The organism is Streptomyces sp. NPDC004111, assembly GCF_042874215.1.
GTDB lineage: Bacteria > Actinomycetota > Actinomycetes > Streptomycetales > Streptomycetaceae > Streptomyces.
The window spans coordinates 94,809-114,461 of sequence record NZ_JBIAMU010000028.1; the positions used below are offsets into that span (position 1 = coordinate 94,809).

The following is a 19,653-nucleotide window of genomic DNA, read 5'->3' on the forward strand; positions in this document are numbered from 1 at the left end:
GAGCGATTTCCGAACGGAACGGGTACGTAGGTGGGCATGTCATCTCAGCTGCGCAAAGGACTGCCCGCCCTGGCCCTGGCACTCGTTCCCCTGACCCCCCTCACCGCGACGGCGGCACCCACCCAGCCCCCTCCCCTCCACACCCCCACCCCCCTCTCCTCCGAAGGGCCGGAGGCCGACCTCGCCCACCACGGCCGGATCGTCTACACGGAGGACGGCAGGCTCACCGTACGGCTGCGCACCTGGAACCACGGCCCGGTCAGCCTGGACTCGGCGGCGGTACGGGTGTCCTTCTCGCACCCGGTCGTCGGCGGACTCCCCGACACCTGCCGGAGGTCCGGCGCCGCGGTCGTCGTCTGCGAAACGGGCCCCCTGCGAGCCGGCTCGACGACCCCCCACCCCCTCGACCTCACGCTTCGGGTACCCGGCTCCCCGGCGGAAACGGTGATGGACATCCGCACGGTCCGCATGGGCTCGGCCGAACTCCGCCCGGTGACCCGGGACCTCAACCCCGACAACGACCGCCAACGGGTACTGGCCCCGGCCACCGGAGACCCCTACTACTTCTGAGCCGCAACGGGAGACAAGGGCCAGGACCCGCCCTTCGCCCCGCCCCCACGCCCCGAACCCTTCCCCCTTCGCCCTTCCCCCTTCGCCCCGCACCCCCGCTCAGCCGGTCCCCCCCCCCCCCCGGTACCCGGGCCGCCCCTCAGGCCGTCCAGTGCGCGGGCCGCTCCAGGGTGTCCGGGATGCGGGTCGCCGCGTCCCCGGTGGCCGCGTTCACCTGCGTCCGGGTGAGGAAGAGGGCCGCGCTCAGGTCCGCCCCGCGCACGTCCGCGTCCCGGAAGTCCGCACCGATGACATCGGCACCCCGGAGGTCGGCCCCGCTGAGGTCTGCGGCGATGACATACGCACCGCGCAGATTGACACCCCGAAGATCCGCCCCGGCACGCCGGGCGCCCATCAGATCGGCGCCGCGCAGATCCAGCTTCCGCTTCTTCCCGTTCTTCTTCCTGGGCACGGCGGCGGCCCACTCCCCGCGCACCAGCTCGCTCACCCGCACCAGCAGTGCGTTCACCCGCTGCCGCTGCCCGTCCACGTCGAGCGCGAGAAGGCCGTCCGCACTGCCCCGGGTGAGCGCCTCGATCTCCCCGCGCACCCGCCGCAGCTCCGCGTGCACCGGCCGCGCCACCTCACGGGCCAGCGCGTCGGCCACGTACCAGAGCAGCTCGTGCAGCTGCTTCATCACCGGCAGCAGGGCGAACATCCGCTGCGAACCCCCGGGATCGGCACGCCAGTCCACCCCGGCGAAGGTCACCTGCGACACCTTCTGCCCCGCGCCGAAACAGTCGTACACGGTGCACCCGGAGAACCCCTCGCCCCGCAACCGCGCGTGGATCCCGCACCCGAAGTCCTCCCCCAGGTTCGGACACGGCTTCCCGGCCGGCTTGTCGATCGCGAAGTCCGACGACCTGGTCAGCGTCAACGCCACACAGCACAACCCGAAACAGCTCCCGCAGTCGGACCGCAGATCGGACTCGGACGTCAACTCGTGCATGGGCGGGGCTCCACTGATACGGGTCCGGCGATCCGGACGAACCCCGGAACCCTAGCCAAAGCACTCACCCCTTGACGCAGATGACCTGCTTGAGCTTCGCGACGACCTCGACCAGGTCTCGCTGCTGGTCGATGACCTGCTCGATCGGCTTGTACGCGCCCGGGATCTCGTCGACCACTCCGGAGTCCTTGCGGCACTCCACACCCTGCGTCTGCTCCACCAGGTCCCGGGTCGAGAAGCGCCGCTTGGCCGCAGTACGGCTCATCCGCCGGCCCGCGCCGTGCGAGGCGGAGTTGAAGGAGGCCGCGTTGCCGAGTCCCTTCACGATGTACGACCCGGTGCCCATCGAGCCGGGGATGATGCCGTACTCGCCGGAGCCGGCCCGGATCGCGCCCTTGCGGGTGATCAGCAGGTCCATTCCGTCGTAGCGCTCCGCGCTGACGTAGTTGTGGTGGCAGCTGATCACCGGGTCGAAGGTCACCTTCGCCTTCTTGAACTCGCGCCGGACGACCTCCTGCGACAGCGCCATCATGATCGCGCGGTTGTGCTTCGCGTACTCCTGCGCCCAGAAGAGGTCGTTGCGGTACGCCGCCATCTGTGGGGTGTCGGCGATGAAGACCGCCAGGTCACGGTCGACGAGGCCCTGGTTGTGCGGGAGCTTCTGGGCCACCCCCATGTGGTGGTCGGCCAGCTCCTTGCCGATGTTCCGGGAACCGGAGTGCAACATGATCCAGACCGAATTGTCCGAATCGAGACAAAACTCCCAGAAGTGATTCCCTGACCCAAGTGTCCCCATTTGCTTAGCGGCCCGTCCCTCCCGGAACTTCACCGCGTCCGCGACGCCGTCGAAGCGGCCCCAGAAGTCGTCCCAGCCCGCCGTCGCGAAGCCGTGCAGCCTTGCCGGGTCGACCGGGTCGTTGTGCATACCGCGGCCCACCGGGATCGCCTGCTCGATCTTGGAGCGGAGGCGGGACAGGTCGCCGGGGAGGTCGTTCGCGGTGAGGGAGGTCCTGACGGCGGACATGCCGCAGCCGATGTCGACGCCGACCGCCGCCGGGCAGACCGCGCCCTGCATGGCGATCACGGAGCCCACCGTGGCGCCCTTGCCGTAGTGGACGTCCGGCATGACGGCCAGGCCCTTGATCCACGGGAGGGTGGCGACATTGCGGAGCTGCTGCATCGCGCCGTCCTCGACCGCGGCCGGGTCGGTCCACATCCGGATCGGCACCTTCGCGCCCGGTACCTCTACATATGACATGGCCCCTCGATTCCCCCCGAGTCGATCTCCCGAGACGGCGTAAAGTTGGTGAAAGTGCTCAAAGCGCAAAAAGGGTGGGGAACGGCCGCGATAAGGACAGCGGACCGGCATCCACACCAGCACGTGCGATACACATTGTGGGCATCGGCCGCCTGCGGACGGCAAACACTTTTCCGCGCCGGCAGCTCACCGACAGTCGACCGAAGGGGGCCCCTGACCGTGCCACGACAGGCGGGCGTCAAGGCTTACGCAAGGGCCTCCGTGCCGGGTATCGCGCTTCTCGCGGTGCTGGCCGCGGGGGCCGCAGGGTGTTCCGGCGGGACCGCGGAGGGGGACAGCGCCCTCGACGCCAAGCCGGGCGAGACCGCCGCCCCGGCCGCCCAGCCCGGCAAGTACCGGACCCTCCCCGAGCCCTGCCGGAGCGTGGACCGGGCCCAGCTGAAGGCCATGCTGCCGGGTGCCGCCGCGCTCCCCGAGGACCAGCAGCAGAAGCTCTTCGCGGGCGAACCCGCGGTGACGTACGACACGGACCGCCGGATCGGCTGCCGCTGGAAGGCGGAGTCCCCCGACAGCGCCCACCAGCTCGTCGTCGACTTCGAACGGGTGGTGTCGTACGACACGGCCGTCAGCGACGACGACCGCGCGCAGGCCGTCTACACGGAGCTGCAGGACGCCGCCGATCTGCCCGCGCCGCGCACCACCGCCCCCGAGACCCCGCCGGCGACCCCTCCCGCGTCCGGCACCGGTACGCCCTCGCAGACCGCGGGCCCGTCCGCCCCCACCGCGCCGCCCGCGACCGGCGCCTCCGATTCCCCTTCCGGTTCCGGTACGCCCGCGGCCCCGCACCCCGAGGAGCTCCAGCCGCGCACCCTCGCCGGGCTCGGCGACGCCGCGTTCCTGGACGACGTACTGACGAAGGCGGGGACCGCGTCGGCGCAGGACCGCACCGTTTCGATCGTCTTCCGCACCTCCAACGTGATCGTGCGGATCACGTACGGCGAGCAGCCGGGCCGTACCGACCAGGCTCCCGACAGCGCCACGCTTCAGGACCGGGCGCAGGCGCTGGCCCGTAAACTCGCGGAGCAGTTCTCCAGCAGCGAGTGACCCGACGGCCACCCCCACAGTGAGCGACACCGAACGCGCGACACGAACCGAACATCGACGCGACAGCGAAGGAACCACAGGAACCATGTACCGAAAAGCCCCCCGTATCGCCCGCATACTGACCTGCGCAGTCGCCGTCCCGGCGCTGTTCGTCGTGGCCGGCTGTTCGTCGGACTCCGGTTCCGGTTCGTCTTCCGGTTCTGACGGCGGCACGAAGCAGGACCAGGGTGGTGCGTCGGCGGAGAAGCAGACTCCTTCGGCGGCGCCGACGGTGCCGCCCGCGAAGTTCGCGAAGCTGCCGGACGCGTGCAAGGCGCTCGGCAAGGAGACGGTCGGCGAGCTGGTGCCGAAGGCCGACAAGGCGGAGGGCACGCCGGACGCCTCGTCCGACCCGGAGACCCGGCGCGGCTGCTCGTGGAAGGGCCTGGACGACAAGGGCCTGAAGGGTTCGCAGTACCACTACCTGACGTACGCGCTCCAGCGCTTCGAGTCGAACCAGGCGCTGGGCGCCGGTGAGAAGCGCGCCGAGGCGCAGGTGGCCAAGCAGGTCAACAAGGTGCAGGGCAAGGACGGCGCGAAGGACGTCCGGTCCAACCCGGTGAGCGGCATCGGCGACCAGGCTTCGACGGTGACGTACGGGGCCCGCGAGGGCGGTACGGACTTCCAGCACGCGGTCGTGGTGGTCCGTACCGGCAATGTCGTGGTGACGCTGGACTACAACGGCTCGGGCTACTCGGGTGCCAAGCCGCCGTCCTCGGCGGACCTGATGAAGGGTGCGCAGAAGGCGGCGAAGGAGGTCGTGGCGTCGATCGCCACGGCGAACAAGTAGCGTCGGCCGCAAGGGTTCAGACGGGGCGACAGCTCCGGGGCGCGGCGCCGTGGGGCACCGTGTCGCGGTGTGCCCGCGGGCACGCGCGCGGTAGTCAACGACTTGACTACAACTGAGCCCTGTTTGGGTGCTTTTACGGGGGTTCGGTTCCTTTTCGTGGGGCCGGGCCCCCGTTGGTGTGTGCCAGGCTGTGCCCGCCGGGTCCGGACGGAATCCCCGGGGCCGGACCGAGTTGGACGTACGGGAGGGGATCGCGGGTGGCCGCGATGCAGTTGACACGCACGCACCGAATACTGATCGGTGTGGTGGTCGCCGGTGCCGTGATCATCGCGGGCATCGGTTTCGCGGGTTCGTACGCGGCGGTGCGCGAGCTGGCCCTGGAGAAGGGCTTCGGCAACTTCAGTTACGTCTTCCCGATCGGCATCGACGCGGGCATCTGTGTGCTGCTCGCCCTGGACCTGTTGCTGACCTGGATGCGGATTCCCTTCCCGCTGCTGCGTCAGACGGCGTGGCTGCTGACGGCGGCGACGATCGCGTTCAACGGGGCGGCGTCCTGGCCGGACCCGCTGGGCGTGGGCATGCACGCGGTGATCCCGGTGCTGTTCGTGGTCTCCGTCGAGGCGGCCCGGCACGCGATCGGCCGGATCGCGGACATCACCGCCGACAAGCACATGGAGGGCGTGCGGCTGACCCGCTGGCTGCTCTCCCCGGTCCCGACGTTCAAGCTGTGGCGCCGGATGAAGCTGTGGGAACTGCGCAGCTACGAACAGGTCATCAAGCTGGAGCAGGACCGGCTGATCTACCGCGCCCGGCTCCAGGCACGGTACGGCCGCGCCTGGAAGCGGAAGGCCCCCGTCGAGGCGCTGATGCCGCTGCGCCTGGCCAAGATCGGCGTACCCCTCGCGGACACCGCGGCGGTCGGCCTGGCCGCCGCCGGCATCGAACCGGCCCTGCTGCCGCCGGCCCCGGCCACGGACGCCCCCGCACTGGAGGCGGCTCCGCGGGAGGAGCGGGACGAGCGGGAGGACCGGGAGGAACAGCCGCAGCAGCCGCAGCAGCCGCAGCCCGAGCAGGAGGCGGCGCGGATCCCCGGCCCGAGGGCGAACCTGGTGAAGCAGCCCGAGGACGCCGAGGCAGCCCCGGCCCAGGCCACCGACCAGCCCGATGCGCAGCAGCACCCGAGCCCGTGGTTCGCGGCACAGGTGGGGCACCCGCAGCAGCACGAGTCGGGGTACGACCAGGGGCAGGGGTACGACCAAGGGCAGGCGTACGAGCAGGGTTACGAGCCCGGGTACGAGGCCCACGAGGGCGGGACGGCACAGGGCCAGGCCCCCTACCAGGGCCCGCACCCCGACGACGCCCCGCAGGTGATGGTGCCGTCCGGCCCCAACCGCAGCCGTCCGCTCGGCGGGTACGACCCGGACTACGACCCCGAGTTCGGCCCGGACTTCGCGCACGCCGACGCGGACTTCGTGCTGGACGACGAGGCGTACTACAACGCCTTCCGCCGGTACACGACGGAGAACGCGGCGTTCCCGACGCCGCTGCAGCTGGGCTCGTACGTGGAGGACCTGTACGGGCGTCAGCTGCCTGAGGACGAGCTGGAGATGTACGCGAAGCGCTACGAGGAACGCTTCCAGCAGGAACTCGACGAACACATCGCCTGACCCCCCCTCGCAGGGGCGGGCCCGCACCTGCCGCCGCCCCGCGCCCCGCGTCGCACGGGACGCGGGGCGGCGGTGCGAGGTCAGGCCTGGAGGAGCTTGCGGACCCGGTCCGCGCCCACCGCCAGCAGCAGAGTCGGCAGCCGCGGCCCCGTGTCCCGCCCCACCAGCAGCTGGTACAGCAGCGCGAAGAACGTCCGCTGCGCCACCTTCAGCTCCGGCGTCGGCTTCGCGTCCGCCTCCAGCCCCGCCTGGATCTTCGGCACGCCGTAGACCAGCGTCGTCAGGCCGTCCAGCGACCAGTGCGAGTCGAGGCCCTCGACCAGCAGCCGCAGCGACTCCCGCCCGCTCTCGTCGAGCGCGGCCAGCGCGTCCGTGTCCGGTTCGCTCCGTACGATCGTGCGCTGGTCGGCCGGCACGTACGTGGAGATCCACGCCTCCGCCCGGTCCAGGCGCGGCCGGACGTCGGCCAGGTCGGTGACCGGGTTCTCCGGGTCCAGTTCGCTGAGGATGCGCAGCGTCTGGTCCTCGGCGCCGGCGGTCACGTCCGCGACCGAGGCGAGCGTCCGGTAGGGCAGCGCGCGCGGCGTGCGCGGCAGTTCACCGGCGGCGGTGCGCACCGCCCGCGAGTGGGCGGCGGCGTCGGCGGGCAGCACGGAGCCGTCGGCGACCTTCGTCTCCAGCTTGTCCCACTCGTCGTACAGCCGCTGGATCTCCTGGTCGAAGGCGATCTTGAAGGACTGGTTCGGCCTGCGGCGCGCGTACAGCCAGCGCAGCAGCGGCGCCTCCATGATCCGCAGTGCGTCGCCCGGGGTCGGGACGCCGCCCTTGGAGGAGGACATCTTCGCCATGCCGCTGATGCCGACGAAGGCGTACATCGGGCCGATCGGCTGCACGCCGTCGAAGACCTCGCGCACGATCTGTCCGCCGACGACGAAGGAGGAGCCGGGCGAGGAGTGGTCGACGCCGCTGGGCTCGAAGATCACGCCCTCGTACGCCCAGCGCATCGGCCAGTCGACCTTCCAGACCAGCTTGCCGCGGTTGAACTCGTTCAGCAGGACGGTCTCGGCGAAGCCGCAGACGCAGGTGTACGCCAGCTCGGTCGACTCGTCGTCGTAGGAGGTGACCGTCGTCAGGTCGCGCTCGCACTGCCCGCAGTAGGGCTTGTACGGGTAGTACGCGGAGCCGCTCGTGCCGTCGTCCTCGGACGCGGCGCCGGAGCCCTCGGCGGCCTCCAGCTCGGCCTCGTCGACCGGCTTCTGGGACTTCTTCTGACCGCCCGGCTTGTCCTTGGTGCGGTAGCGGTCGAGCACGGCGTCGATGTCCGCGCGGTGCTTCATCGCGTGCAGCACCTGCGCGCGGTACGTACCGGCGGTGTACTGCTCGGTCTGGCTGATCCCGTCGAACTCCACGCCGAGCTCGGCCAGGGCCGCCACCATCGGGGCCTTGAAGTGCTCGGCCCAGTTCGGGTACGCGGAACCGGCCGGGGCGGGCACCGAGGTCAGGGGCTTGCCGATGTGCTCGGCCCAGGACTCGTCGATGCCGGGGACGCCGTTGGGGACCTTGCGGTACCGGTCGTAGTCGTCCCAGGAGATCAGGTGGCGGACCTCGTACCCGCGCCGCCGCACCTCGTCGGCGACCAGGTGCGGGGTCATGACCTCGCGCAGGTTGCCCAGGTGGATGGGGCCGGAGGGGGAGAGTCCGGACGCGACGACGACCGGTTTGCCAGGCGCACGTCGCTCCGACTCGGCGATGACGTCGTCTGCGAAACGGGAGACCCAGTCGGTCTCCGGTGTGCTGCTCTGAGCCACGATCGGCACGTCCTTCTTTCTCGAAAGCTGGCGTGGGCCATTGTCCCAGACGGACAGGACGGCACGCTCCTCGAATAGGTTGCCCCGGGCGCGGACGGGGTCCCGCGGTGGGCGGGGGAAACCCGGTTGCCCGGCCCCCCGGCGCCCGCGTGAAATACTTGACGTCCACCCATGCCACTTCAACAGGAACGGCACCTCATGGCCTCGGTCCATTCCCTCGCTTCGACCGTCACCCAGCGCCTCGCGGACGCGCTCTCGGCAGCCCTGCCGGACGCCGCCCCCGCGGACCCGCTGCTGCGCCGAAGCGACCGGGCCGACTTCCAGGCCAACGGGATCCTGGCCCTCGCCAAGAAGGCGAAGGCGAACCCGCGCGAGCTGGCGGCCGAGGTGGTCGGCAAGCTCCCGGCGGACGACGCCGTGCTGAAGGAGATCGAGGTCTCGGGCCCCGGCTTCCTGAACATCACGCTCACCGACCGGGCGATCGTCGAGACGCTGGCCGCGCGCGCCGCGGACGACCGGCTCGGCGTTCCGTACAACGAGCACCCCGGTACGACGGTCGTCGACTACGCCCAGCCGAACGTCGCCAAGGAGATGCACGTCGGCCACCTGCGGTCGGCCGTGATCGGTGCGGCGATGGTCGAGATGCTGGAGTTCACCGGCGAGAAGGTCGTCCGGCGCCACCACATCGGCGACTGGGGCACCCAGTTCGGCATGCTCATCCAGTACCTCCTGGAGCACCCGGCCGAGCTGGACCACGGGGACGCCGCCGACGGGGACGGCGAGGCGGCGATGTCCTCGCTGAACAAGGTGTACAAGGCGTCCCGGGCGCTCTTCGACTCCGACGAGGAGTTCAAGGCGCGGGCCCGGGACCGGGTCGTGGCGCTCCAGGCGGGCGAGCCGGAGACCCTCGCCCTCTGGCAGCGGTTCGTCGACGAGTCGAAGATCTACTTCTACTCGGTCTTCAACAAGCTGGACATGCAGATCGCCGACCCGGACATCGTCGGCGAGTCCGGTTACAACGACATGCTGGAGGAGACCTGCCGGATCCTGGAGGAGTCCGGGGTCGCGGTCCGCTCCGAGGGCGCCCTGTGCGTGTTCTTCGACGACGTGAAGGGCCCGGACGGCAACCCGACGCCGCTCATCGTGAAGAAGTCCAACGGCGGGTACGGGTACGCCGCCACCGACCTCTCCGCGATCCGCGACCGGGTCGGCGACCTCAAGGCGACCACGCTGCTCTACGTCGTGGACGTGCGGCAGTCCCTGCACTTCAAGATGGTCTTCGAGACGGCCCGCCGGGCGGGCTGGCTGACCGACGAGGTCAAGGCGCACCAGCTGGGCTTCGGCACGGTGCTGGGCAAGGACGGCAAGCCGTTCAAGACCCGTGAGGGCGAGACGGTCCGGCTGATCGACCTCCTCGACGAGGCCGTCGAGCGGGCCACGTCGGTGGTGCGCGAGAAGAACAACGACAAGATCGGCCTCTCCGAGGAGGAGATCGTCAAGAACGGCGCGGACATCGGCATCGGTGCCGTGAAGTACGCCGACCTCTCCACCTCGGCCGCCCGCGACTACAAGTTCGACCTCGACCAGATGGTCTCGCTGAACGGCGACACCAGCGTCTACAGCCAGTACGCGTACGCCCGTGCCCGGTCGATCCTGCGCGACGCGGGCGAGCGGGGCCCGGTGGCGCACCCGGAGCTGGCGCTCGCCCCGGCGGAGCGGGCGCTGGGTCTGCACCTGGACCAGTTCGGCGAGGTCTTGGCCGAGGCGGCGGCGTCCTACGAGCCGCACAAGCTGGCCGCGTACGTCTACCAGCTGTCGTCGCTCTTCACGACGTTCTACTCCGAGTGCCCGGTGATCAAGCCGGCGCCCGCGCTGGAGGTCGCCGAGAACCGGCTCTTCCTGTGCGAGCTGACCGCCCGCACGATCCACCGGGCGATGGCCCTGCTGGGCATCCGCACCCCGGAACGCCTCTGACCGACCGCGCAGCGGCCCCGTCGTCCTCCCGGGACGGCGGGGCCGCTGCCGTTCCCGGCGGGCCGGCGGGCGCCCTGCCCGGGGCTAGGACTCCAGCCGGGACCACTTCGAGGCGCCCGGCGGGTACTGGTACTCGGGGCGTCCGGCGGAGCCGCTGGTGCGGAACGGCTTGCCGTGGTCGTCCACCTTCTGCACACCGCGCTGCCCGCCCCTGGACCACTCCACCTCCAGGTACCAGCTGACGCTCTGCGTGCCGGTCCTGGCCTTCACGTAGAAGACCTCCGGATCGGCCTCGCTGACCTTGTACGGGAAGTCGCGCTGGCCGTTGGTGGGGGCGGTGACGGGGCGGCCGGCGTCGAGGTCGACCGCGAAGGACTTGGTGTCGACCTGGCCGCCGCAGCCGACGCCGGTGGCGTACCGGTTCCAGGTCAGCGGCGGCTCGTTCTTCACGACCCGTACGTGCATGGCCTCCAGTACGACGGTGTCGCGCGAGCGGCCCTGGAACGTCAGCGCCACCACCTGCTCGTCGGCGGAGACGGCCCCGTTGGCGGCGGCCCAGCCGGGGGCGTCCTGCTCGTTGGGCGGCGGGCCGACGCGGGCGGGGTCGCTGTCGACGAGGAAGTACTGGCTGCAGGGGTTCTCGTAGACGTAGGGGCGGGTGGCCACGGAGAAGGGGGTGTCGCCGGTGACGATCGAGCCGCCGCCCCCGGGCTTGCGCGCCCCGTCCGTGCCCTTGCCCGCGCCGCCGGGCCTGCCGCTGGCCCCGGCGCTTCCGCCGGTGGTCGCGGAGGGAGTGGGGGTGGTGCCCCCGGTCGGCCGGGTCGTCGCGGAGGCGGAGGGCGACTCCTTGGCCCCGGTGGGCGGGGCGCTGCGCCCGCCGCCGTCGGGGCCGGGCGAGGAGTCCGCACCGGCGGCCCGCCCGCCCTCGACGACGTCGCTGCCCTTCCCTCCGGTCAGATTCACCACGAGGACGACGGAGGCCGCGACGGCGAGCACGGTGGAAATCGCGATCCCCACAACCCGCCCCCTCCGACGCGTCCCACCCCCACCCCCCACCCCAATATCCACCACCGGCCCCTCCTCAACCGCCCCACCACCCAAGCCCCCTTGAGCGGCGGAGCCACCCGCCTCACTCCCCCCGCCCCCTTGGGCGGCGGGGCCGCCCGAGTCCCCTTGGGCGGCGGGGCCGCCCCCCGGGGGCGGAACGGGCGGGCAAGGGGGCGGCCCCCCGGCGGAGCCGCTCCCCTCGCCCCCGCCCACCCCCGCAGAACCCGCACCGCCCTCCCCCTCGGACGCACCCCCGGGCGCACCCCCGGGCGCGGCCCCGGACGCCCGGGACGCGGACCCGGACACGCCGGACGCGGACCCGGACTCCGCAACAACCCCCCTCCCCCTCCCCCTCTCCGCATCGGCCAAAATCCACCTCCGATGCAACCGCACCACCTCCTCCGGCCCCGCCTTGCACACCCGAGCCATCCGCTCCACCGGAGCGAACTCCGTCGGCACCGCATCCCCGTTGCAGTACCGGTGCAGCGTCGACGCACTCATGTGCAACCGCTTGGCCAGCACCCCGTAGCTGAGGCCCGAACGCCCCTTCAATTCACGCAGCGCTTCCGCGAATTCGGCCGTTCCGCCTGCCCCTGCCACCGTTCCTCCATCCCAGCCCGGCGTTCCAGGGTTCACCCATAACCCCAGGTCAAAGCCGGTGCGAACGTTCCAGCGTCCCTGACTCCCCGCCAACTCTGGCCTCTGGGACGACCTTGCGTGCAATCTCTGGTCATCAAAGCACGCCGCTCCCGGCCCACGGTCGAGCGGCTCCTTGAGCCCCACCACTCGTACAGACCCTCACCACAGAAACGAGTTCCGCCATGTCCGCACGCATCGTCCGTCGCAACCGCCGCACCCGTCTGATCACGCTCTCCGCGGTCGCCCTCGCCGCCACGCTCTCGCTCACCGCCTGTGAGAACGGGGAGGGCACCAGGGACGCCGGCCCGGCGGGCACCTCGGCCCCCACCGCCTCCCAGCCCGTCTCCGACAACAAGCCGGGCGGCGAGTCCGAGCCCGGCAAGGGCAGCTCCTCCTCCACCGGCACCAGCACGGGCACCGGAAGCACCGGCGGCTCCGGGAGCACCAGCGGCAACAGCACGGGCAAGAGCAGCGGCGGCAGCAACAGCAGCGGCCACAGCAGTTCCTCGGGCAGCACCGGCGGCAAGGACCAGTCCGCCTCCGACCCGACCGACCCCAAGAACCGGGCCGTCTGCGACTCCTCCAACATCAAGGTCACCGCGCAGGTGGTGCAGCGCCCCATCAACACCATGATCCTCACGGCGACCAACACCGGTTCGAAGCTCTGCGACCTCTACTTCTCCCCGGCGGTCCAGTTCGAGAACGCCCAGTCCGTGCCGCCGACCATGGAGGAGAGCAAGCCGCAGGCCGTGACCAGCCTGATGCCCGGCGAGAAGGGGTACGCGGCGGTGAAGCTCTCCAAGGGCGACGAGAAGGACGAGAACGGCTACACGGCGAAGTCCCTCAAGGTGAACTTCTACGACCGCAGCAACAACGGCCTCGACGGCTCCGTCGACGTCAGGATCCCCGCCAAGGGCGTGTACATCGACAGCTCCATCCGGGTCTCCTACTGGCAGTCCGACCTCGACGGCGTCAGCAGCCTCTGAGCACCGCCGGGCCTTCCCCGCACCGGCCCCCACGACGGCGTCCCACCCCCACGCCGCCCCCACCACGGTGCCCGCCAAACCCGCCGCCGCACCCCCGGCCCACCGCGCCGAGGCGCCCGCCCCAAAGGGACGGACCCCCGAAGCCCAGGGCCCCGGCGGCCACCTCCCCCAGCACCGACCACCCCTTCAGGGGCGCGGGAACCCCACACCCCGCCACGCACCCGAGCCCCGCACCCAAGCCCCCCGGCCCCAGGGCCCTCGGCCCCACGCACCCGAGCCCCGCACCCAAGCCCCTCGGCCCCCGGCCCCACGCACCCGAGCCCTCCGGCCCCAGGGCCCGCGCGCCCAAGTCCCCCGGCCCCAGAGCCCCAGAGCCCCCGAACCCAAGCCCCTCGGCCTCAAGCCCCCGCGCCCAAGCCCCTCGGCCTCAAGCCCCCGCGCCCAAGCCCCCCAAGCCCCCTACCCCAGCCCCTTCTCCGCCCCCCACCTCCGGAACAGCCCCGCCACCGACCCGCTCGGTACCGCCACCACGTGCGCCGTGGCCCGGTGCTCCGCCGCCAGCGGCCCCAGCAGCCGCACCTTGGGTGCCTCCAGCGGCAGCCTCGGCCTCTTGCGCCCGGCCCACTCCCCCGCCACGAACAACGACCGGCCCGCCCGCGTCCGCGACGCCTCCAGCACCCGGCCCGAAGCGGCCAGTTCCTCCCGCGCCGCCCTGAACCGGGCCGGCTTCCACCCCGTCCAGAACTTGACCATCCGGTCCGTCGGATCGGGCAGCACCGCCAGCATCAGGAAGTAAGCGGCGGCGTCGGCGCTCAGCCCGTGCTTGAGCGCACACGCCTCCACCACCTGCGGTGCCGACCGCGTCGGGTCCTGCGCCCAGCCCGAAGCCCCTTCCGGTTCCGCCGCCAGTGCCCGTCCCAGTTCGGCGAACTCCTCCGACAGCAGCATCCGCAGTTCCGCCGTCCCCGGCAGCCCGTTCGCCGCCGGCACCCACTGGGACGGCAGCACGGAGTCCAGATAGGCGTCCAGCCGGTCCAGCACCGGATCGGCCGGGCCGCGGAGCAGCGCGGGATCGACCCGCACGTTCCGCATGTCGTACGTGGCGTCCTCCTCGACCGACACCGCCGGGTGCCCGGTGAGGCCCGCCGCCTCCACCGACTCGGGCGCCCCCATCAGGTAGTTGGACTGGGTGGCGAAGACGGTGACCGGGCTGCCCGGACTCCGCCCCTCCACCTCCGCCCGCAGCCGCCCCACCGCCGCGCCGATCGCGGGCCGCAAGGGATCCCCGAGCGGCGTGCGGTACGCCAGCCAGGCCGCCACCCGCACCGAACCCAGCAGGTCCGGCGGCCCCGCGTGCAGCGGCAGCCCCTCGTCCAGCACTCCCGTACCGGTCGCGACCCGCGCCGCCACCGCGTCGAAGCGGAACACCGGCCACCACGGGTCCCTCCGGCGCACCCCGTTCCTGCGGAACGCGTTCTCCCCGGTGGGGCGCACGCACTCCTTCTGCGCCGTCGGCAGGACCTCGGCCGGTACGGGGATCGGCGCCCCGAAGCGCTCGCACCACCAGCGGGCCGCCCGAGCGACGTCGGGGCCCTGCGTCCAGAGCAGTTCCGGGTCGTCCGGGACCAGGAGGTCGTACAGCTTCGCGACGTCGTCCGGGTCCAGCATGTCCCGCAGTGCCGCGGCCTCCGCCTCCACGTCGGCCTCCCGCACCTCCCACGCGTCCGACAGCAATATCCTGGGGGTCGCCGACGGCACTTCGGCACCGATCGGTGCGTACGGGGTGGCTTCCAGCCGCCCCAGGAGCAGCGCGGTCGCGGCGGCGGCCGAGAGCCCGGTCGCCGCACCGAAAGCGACCGCGAGGGCCGGGCGTACGGGGCGCGCGCCGCGCTCCTTGCACAGCCGGGCGAACCCGGCGTACCACGCGGGCGGACGCTGCGGGATCGCTTCGTGCGTCTCGACGACCGGCAGCCCGGCGGCGGCCAGCGGGCCGCCCTCGGGGAATGTCCCCCCGGGCGCGTGCTCCAGGAGCAGCCGGTAGGACGGTCCCGCGGACAGGACGACCGCGACGGAGCTCTCCGTCCGGTAGGCCCGGCCGACGGCGGCGCCCCGGTTCTCCTCGCCCCAGGCGGTCGTCACGATCCGCCACTCCCGGTGGGAGCCGTCGGCGGCCCCCACGAGGAAGGGGTACGTCGCGTACTCGCCGAACTCGGCAGGTGCGACGTTCTGGTGGGAGTGCCAGCGGCCTTCCTGGGCCAGGACCTGCCGGGGCGTGTAGGAGTGCAGGTAGAACAGGGCGCTGACGGCGTGGGTCGCCAGCGGCGAGCGTGCGCTCGGCTCGGTCAGGTTTCCCTGCCAGACGGGGAGTTCCCCGTCGCGGGCCCAGGCCGCCATGTCCGCGCAGAGTTCCCGCACCCCGCCCCGGGGAGCGGCGGCGGGCTTCGGTTCTGTCTTCTGCGCGTCGGCCGCCTCGGCCCCGCCGCGCTTCTCCAGCCGGGCGATCAGCTTCGCCAGGCCCACCCGGCAGTTCACGCCCTCCTGCGTCAGGAGGCCGCCCGACAGCGGCATTCCCTTCACCCGGTACGTGGACTTGGGTTCCCCGTCCGCGACGAGCTTCTCGACCTGGGCGCGCTCCGTGTCCTCGGGCATCTCCCGCAGCAGCAGTTCCACGGGGTCGACGGCCGCGAGGTCCTTCGCGAGCCCGCTCCGCACGTCCTCGGGGAGCGCGTCCACCACCGCTCCCGCGTGGACGAACCTGCCGAGCAGCATCGCCAGTTCCGCCACGCCGAACCCGCCGCCCCGCAGCCACTCCCGTTCGGCGGCGCCCCACTCGCCCAGCACCTGGCGTCCCAGGTCGTTCGCAAAGGCTTCGGGCAGCTGTGCCCAGCCCTTGTCCTCGTAGGGCTGGTACCAGGAGTTGCCGCCGAGCACGAGCCCGTCCGTCATGTCGAGCAGGGCGCGCAGCATCCGCCGCAGCTCCGGCGCGAACCGCGCGTCCGCCCGCAGGTGCCGCAGTTCGGGCCGGCGCTCCGTGAGGAGCTGGGCCGGGCCGGACCTGCCGAACAGCGGCGGCGGGTCCGCCACCGGCACCTCCAGTCCGAGCAGTTCGTCGAGGAGGTCCAGCGGCAGCGCCTCGGAGTACTCCCGGCGCAGGGAGCCGTACGGGATCTCCAGCGCAACCCCGTCCGCCCGCAGACGCGGCGCGAGCCGCTGCGCGAGGTCGTGGAGCAGCGGAGCCGACGCCTTGCGGGTGTTGATCGGGGCGATGCAGCGGCTCAGCCATCCGGCCGCCTCGCCCGGCTCCGCGCCCGCCGCCCCGGCCGTCAGCCAGGTCAGCAGTCCGCTCCGCTCGACCAGGGTCATCCACAGGCCGTGCGTTTCCTGGCGGGTGGTCGGGACCAGCCGCAGCAGTGCCGTCCGCGCCGCCTCCGGATCCTGGGCGACCGCCAGGTCGTACGCCTTGCCCTTGAGCACGGTTGCCCAGAACGCGTCCTCGGCGAGCGACACGTCCGCGAGCAGACCGGAGTCGACGAGCAGTGTCGCCAGTTCCTCCTCGGGGTCCAGTCCGGCGGCCCTGGCGACCTTGGCGAGGTCGGCGGGCAGCTGGGCGTACACCCACAGCTCCTCGCTCTCGACGTCCCCGTCGACCCGGCAGCAGAGCATCTCCCGGAAGTCCTCCACGTGTTCCGGTGTGCAGGCCCCCTTGACCGCCAGTTCCTTGGCGCGTGCGCGCAGGGTCGTCGCCGAGATCGCGCCGGCCATGGCGAACTGCGTGTACCGGCCGTCCAGCCAGTCGTAGTCCATGGGGAGCCCGCGCTCCCGCTCGGCGAGCCGGGCCCGCCCGAAGTAGGCGGCGGCGGCCTCGATGTCGTCCCCGTGGCCGCCGGGGTAGCCGCGGAGGCAGTACTGCGCGATCTCGTCGAGGAACAGCGGGACGAGGCCCGGGGCGCGCTGCTCCAGCGACTTGAAGAAGCCGTCGATGCCCTTCTTGTACAGCCCGAGGTCGAACAGTTCCTCGGCCTCCGCCAGCACGGTCTCCTCCATGCCGGGGTGCGCCGCCAACGCCCGCTCGGGCCAGGGCAGTTCGTTCTTCGCCCCGGGCAGGAACGCGACCTGGAAGCCCTCCGTCCGCTCCCATCCGGCGTGCCGCATCACCATGTCCCGGTACCGGGCGGCCTCCTCGGCCACCACCTGGACGATCCGGTGTCCGGTAACGGAGTGCTCATAGACCCGCCCGACCAGCAGTTCCCCGCCCACCGGGCTCTCTTCGCGGTCCTCCGGCCCGGCCCCCACCCCGATCCCGGCCGCCTCCAGGGCGGGCCCCCACACCGGGTCCGCGGCCAGCTCCCCGGGCACGGCCGTCACCCCGCGGTCCGCCCACCCCTGGGCCTGCTCCGCGCACTCGTTCCGATGCAATCGCAGCTTCCGCAGGAACCGTGCCATGGCGGCCCGTTCGGGGTGCTCCTCCGCCTTCTTCGGCGTCTGCTTGAGACGGCCCCCGCGCGGATTGCGGAACTCCCACTCCAGGTTCGCGTCCAGCCCCACCACGTACCCGTCGACCTCGAACCGCCACAACATCCGAACCGCCCCCGTTCTTGATCAGTGCGTCCACTGTAGGGACGGCCACTGACAACGCCCCGGGGGGCCTCGCCCCGGATCCGTTCCTCCCGGCCGCCGCCCGCCGAAGGTCCCGCCGAATCAAGCCCTTCGGCCTTCCCAAACGGGCCGAACGCCGCTCATTTCCTTAACCACCCCATATGAACCTGGGCATGACCCTCCCTGCTCCCCTCCGCCCAGGAACGGCCCGGCATGACCTCCCGCACCTCCGGCCTCGTACGCCGACTCGCCCTCCCCGGCACCGCACTGCTCGCCGCCCTGCTGCTCACCGGCTGCCAGGACACACCCGGGGCCACACCCCCCACGCGCACGGCGACAACCACGACCACGGCGTCCCCCACCCCCACCCCCACCCCCACCAGCACCCCCACCGCGTCACCGTCACCCACGGCGTCCACTCCCCGCCCGGTAGCACCCCCACCCCGTACCGGCGAGAAGCCCGCTCCCAAGCGGTCGTCCACCCGCGTACAGGAGTCGGCCCCCGAGCCCCGCGCCCCGAAGCGCACGAAGGCCCCTGCCCCCGCGCCCGCCCCCGCGGAGGGCGCGATCCTCTCCCCGTCCGGCAAGCACTACAAGGCGGGCCAGTTCTGCCCGAAGCGGCTGAGGGGCCAGAGCACGGTGGACGCGAACGGCACCCGCATCTCCTGCTACGCCGCCCCCGGCGACCGCCTGCGCTGGCACTGAGGAACCGCGGTTTCGGCGCACCGGACCGCGGACACCGATGAGTTCGCCCGGAAGCGGGAGTCTTCCCGGGCAACCCGCATCGAGAGGAACCCGCCCCGATGACCGCTCAGCAGCCACGCACGAACCCTCCCGCCGCCGGCCTCCGGCGTCCGCTGGGTCTGCGCCGTGACGGCCCGGTCGGGGCCGTCACGGCGGTCGCCGAGTACTACCGGGGCTCGGACCTGGTGGTCGTCGCGAAGGGCCGGATCGGCGGTCTGCGGCTCGTCGCGACGGACGGACCGTTCACGGCCGGCGAGGACTCCGCGCCTCGCGTGCCCGGGCCCACCCTGTCGCTGGTGATGGCGATGACCGGGCGTACGGCGCACTGCGCGGACCTCGAAGGCGACGGCGTCGCCGTGCTGCGCGACCGGCGTGCGGCAACGTGACCCGACGGCCCCGGGACCCGGCTAGCGCAGCATCCGCGCCGCCTCCACCGCCCAGTACGTCAGCGTCATCTGCGCGCCGGCCCGCTTGATGCCCGTCAGCGTTTCCAGGATCGCCTTCTCGCGGTCGATCCAGCCCTTCTCGGCCGCCGCCTCGACCATCGCGTACTCGCCGCTGATCTGGTAGGCGGCCACCGGCACGTCCGTGTGGCGGGCGACGTCGGCGAGGATGTCGAGGTAGGGGCCGGCCGGCTTCACCATCACCATGTCCGCGCCCTCGGCCAGGTCCAGCGCCAGTTCGCGCAGCGCCTCGCGGCTGTTGGCGGGGTCCTGCTGGTACGTCTTGCGGTCGCCCTTCAGCGAGGAGCCGACCGCCTCCCGGAACGGCCCGAAGAAGGCGCTGGAGTACTTCACGGTGTACGCGAGGATCGAGACGTCCTCGCGGCCGATGCCGTCCAGCGCGTCCCGGATCACGCCGACCTGGCCGTCCATCATGCCGCTCGGCCCGACCACGTGGGCGCCCGCGTCGGCCTGCACCTGGGCCATCTCCGCGTACCGCTCCAGGGTGGCGTCGTTGTCGACCCGGCCCTCGGAGTCCAGCACTCCGCAGTGCCCGTGGTCGGTGAACTCGTCCAGGCACAGGTCGGACATCACGATCAGGTCGTCGCCGACCTCCTCGCGCACCGCGCGCAGCGCGACCTGGAGGATGCCGTCCGGGTCGGTGCCGGCCGTGCCCGCCGCGTCCTTCTTCGCCTCCTCGGGCACCCCGAAGAGCATGATCCCGGAGATCCCGGCCTCGACGGCCTCGACCGCCGCCTTGCGCAGGGTGTCCAGCGTGTGCTGGTACACCCCGGGCATCGCGGAGATCGCCACGGGCTCGTCGATTCCCTCCCGTACGAACGCGGGCAGGATCAGATCTGCGGGGTGCAGCCGCGTCTCGGCGACCATGCGCCGCATCGTCGGAGTGGTCCGCAGGCGTCGGGGCCGCGCTCCCGGGAAGGATCCATACTCAGTCATACGAACCACGCTACGCCCGCCCCACCCTCCTCTTTGCCGACAC

General features: G+C 72.1%; 13 protein-coding genes and 2 pseudogenes. 8 read left to right on the forward strand and 7 right to left on the reverse strand.

Annotated elements, in window-relative coordinates:
- The first annotated feature begins 36 nt into the window (after positions 1 to 36).
- A complete protein-coding gene (locus tag ACFYVL_RS39430; protein ID WP_389253933.1) occupies positions 37 to 570 on the forward strand; it encodes a hypothetical protein in 534 nt (177 codons plus the stop codon).
- Between the two features lie 139 nt (positions 571 to 709).
- Here ACFYVL_RS39430 and ACFYVL_RS39435 read toward each other — a convergent pair whose 3' ends face one another.
- Both ACFYVL_RS39435 and ACFYVL_RS39440 read right to left on the reverse strand, forming a co-directional pair.
- Positions 710 to 1,558 (reverse strand): pentapeptide repeat-containing protein, encoded by an 849-nt coding sequence (locus ACFYVL_RS39435; protein ID WP_389253935.1) that lies wholly within the window; start codon positions 1,556 to 1,558, stop codon positions 710 to 712.
- A 64-nt stretch (positions 1,559 to 1,622) separates the two neighbouring features.
- Positions 1,623 to 2,816: an RtcB family protein gene (locus tag ACFYVL_RS39440; protein ID WP_389253937.1), complete on the reverse strand. Its 1,194-nt coding sequence runs from the start codon at positions 2,814 to 2,816 to the stop codon at positions 1,623 to 1,625.
- Between the two features lie 261 nt (positions 2,817 to 3,077).
- Here ACFYVL_RS39440 and ACFYVL_RS39445 point away from each other — a divergent pair, with 261 nt between their 5' ends.
- The 3 genes from ACFYVL_RS39445 (at position 3,078) to ACFYVL_RS39455 (ending at position 6,416) form a co-directional block, all read left to right on the forward strand.
- Positions 3,078 to 3,920: a DUF3558 domain-containing protein gene (locus ACFYVL_RS39445; RefSeq protein ID WP_389253939.1), complete on the forward strand. Its 843-nt coding sequence runs from the start codon at positions 3,078 to 3,080 to the stop codon at positions 3,918 to 3,920.
- 85 nt (positions 3,921 to 4,005) lie between these two features.
- Positions 4,006 to 4,749 carry a DUF3558 domain-containing protein gene (locus tag ACFYVL_RS39450; RefSeq protein ID WP_389253941.1) on the forward strand — a complete coding sequence of 248 codons (744 nt, stop codon included), beginning with the start codon at positions 4,006 to 4,008 and terminating at the stop codon, positions 4,747 to 4,749.
- A 266-nt stretch (positions 4,750 to 5,015) separates the two neighbouring features.
- Positions 5,016 to 6,416, forward strand: coding sequence for a DUF2637 domain-containing protein (locus ACFYVL_RS39455; RefSeq protein WP_389253943.1), 1,401 nt, complete (start codon positions 5,016 to 5,018; stop codon positions 6,414 to 6,416).
- Between the two features lie 80 nt (positions 6,417 to 6,496).
- On the opposite strand, the gene lysS is transcribed toward ACFYVL_RS39455, so the two are convergent.
- Positions 6,497 to 8,233, reverse strand: coding sequence for a lysine--tRNA ligase (gene lysS / locus ACFYVL_RS39460; RefSeq protein WP_389253944.1), 1,737 nt, complete (start codon positions 8,231 to 8,233; stop codon positions 6,497 to 6,499).
- A 189-nt stretch (positions 8,234 to 8,422) separates the two neighbouring features.
- Between lysS and argS the strand changes: the two genes are divergently transcribed.
- Entirely contained in the window at positions 8,423 to 10,198 is a 1,776-nt protein-coding gene (gene argS / locus ACFYVL_RS39465; protein WP_389253945.1) for an arginine--tRNA ligase, read from the forward strand.
- Between the two features lie 84 nt (positions 10,199 to 10,282).
- Here argS and ACFYVL_RS39470 read toward each other — a convergent pair whose 3' ends face one another.
- Entirely contained in the window at positions 10,283 to 11,215 is a 933-nt protein-coding gene (locus ACFYVL_RS39470) for a hypothetical protein (RefSeq protein ID WP_389254005.1), read from the reverse strand.
- 474 nt (positions 11,216 to 11,689) lie between these two features.
- Positions 11,690 to 12,031, reverse strand: a pseudogene (locus ACFYVL_RS39475) (helix-turn-helix domain-containing protein); the annotation flags it as partial.
- A gap of 35 nt (positions 12,032 to 12,066) precedes the next feature.
- Between ACFYVL_RS39475 and ACFYVL_RS39480 the strand changes: the two are divergent.
- Entirely contained in the window at positions 12,067 to 12,870 is an 804-nt protein-coding gene (locus ACFYVL_RS39480) for a DUF4232 domain-containing protein (RefSeq protein ID WP_389253946.1), read from the forward strand.
- A gap of 459 nt (positions 12,871 to 13,329) precedes the next feature.
- Here ACFYVL_RS39480 and ACFYVL_RS39485 read toward each other — a convergent pair whose 3' ends face one another.
- A complete protein-coding gene (locus ACFYVL_RS39485; protein WP_389253948.1) occupies positions 13,330 to 17,448 on the reverse strand; it encodes a hypothetical protein in 4,119 nt (1,372 codons plus the stop codon).
- Between the two features lie 231 nt (positions 17,449 to 17,679).
- Here ACFYVL_RS39485 and ACFYVL_RS39490 point away from each other — a divergent pair, with 231 nt between their 5' ends.
- Together ACFYVL_RS39490 and ACFYVL_RS39495 are read left to right on the forward strand one after the other, a co-directional pair.
- Complete coding sequence (locus ACFYVL_RS39490) at positions 17,680 to 18,171, forward strand: hypothetical protein (RefSeq protein WP_389253950.1); 492 nt, start codon at positions 17,680 to 17,682, stop codon at positions 18,169 to 18,171.
- A gap of 89 nt (positions 18,172 to 18,260) precedes the next feature.
- Positions 18,261 to 18,596, forward strand: a pseudogene (locus ACFYVL_RS39495) (hypothetical protein); the annotation flags it as partial.
- A gap of 21 nt (positions 18,597 to 18,617) precedes the next feature.
- On the opposite strand, the gene hemB reads toward ACFYVL_RS39495, so the two are convergent.
- Positions 18,618 to 19,610, reverse strand: coding sequence for a porphobilinogen synthase (gene hemB, locus ACFYVL_RS39500; RefSeq protein ID WP_389253952.1), 993 nt, complete (start codon positions 19,608 to 19,610; stop codon positions 18,618 to 18,620).
- Between the last annotated feature and the right edge of the window lie 43 nt (positions 19,611 to 19,653).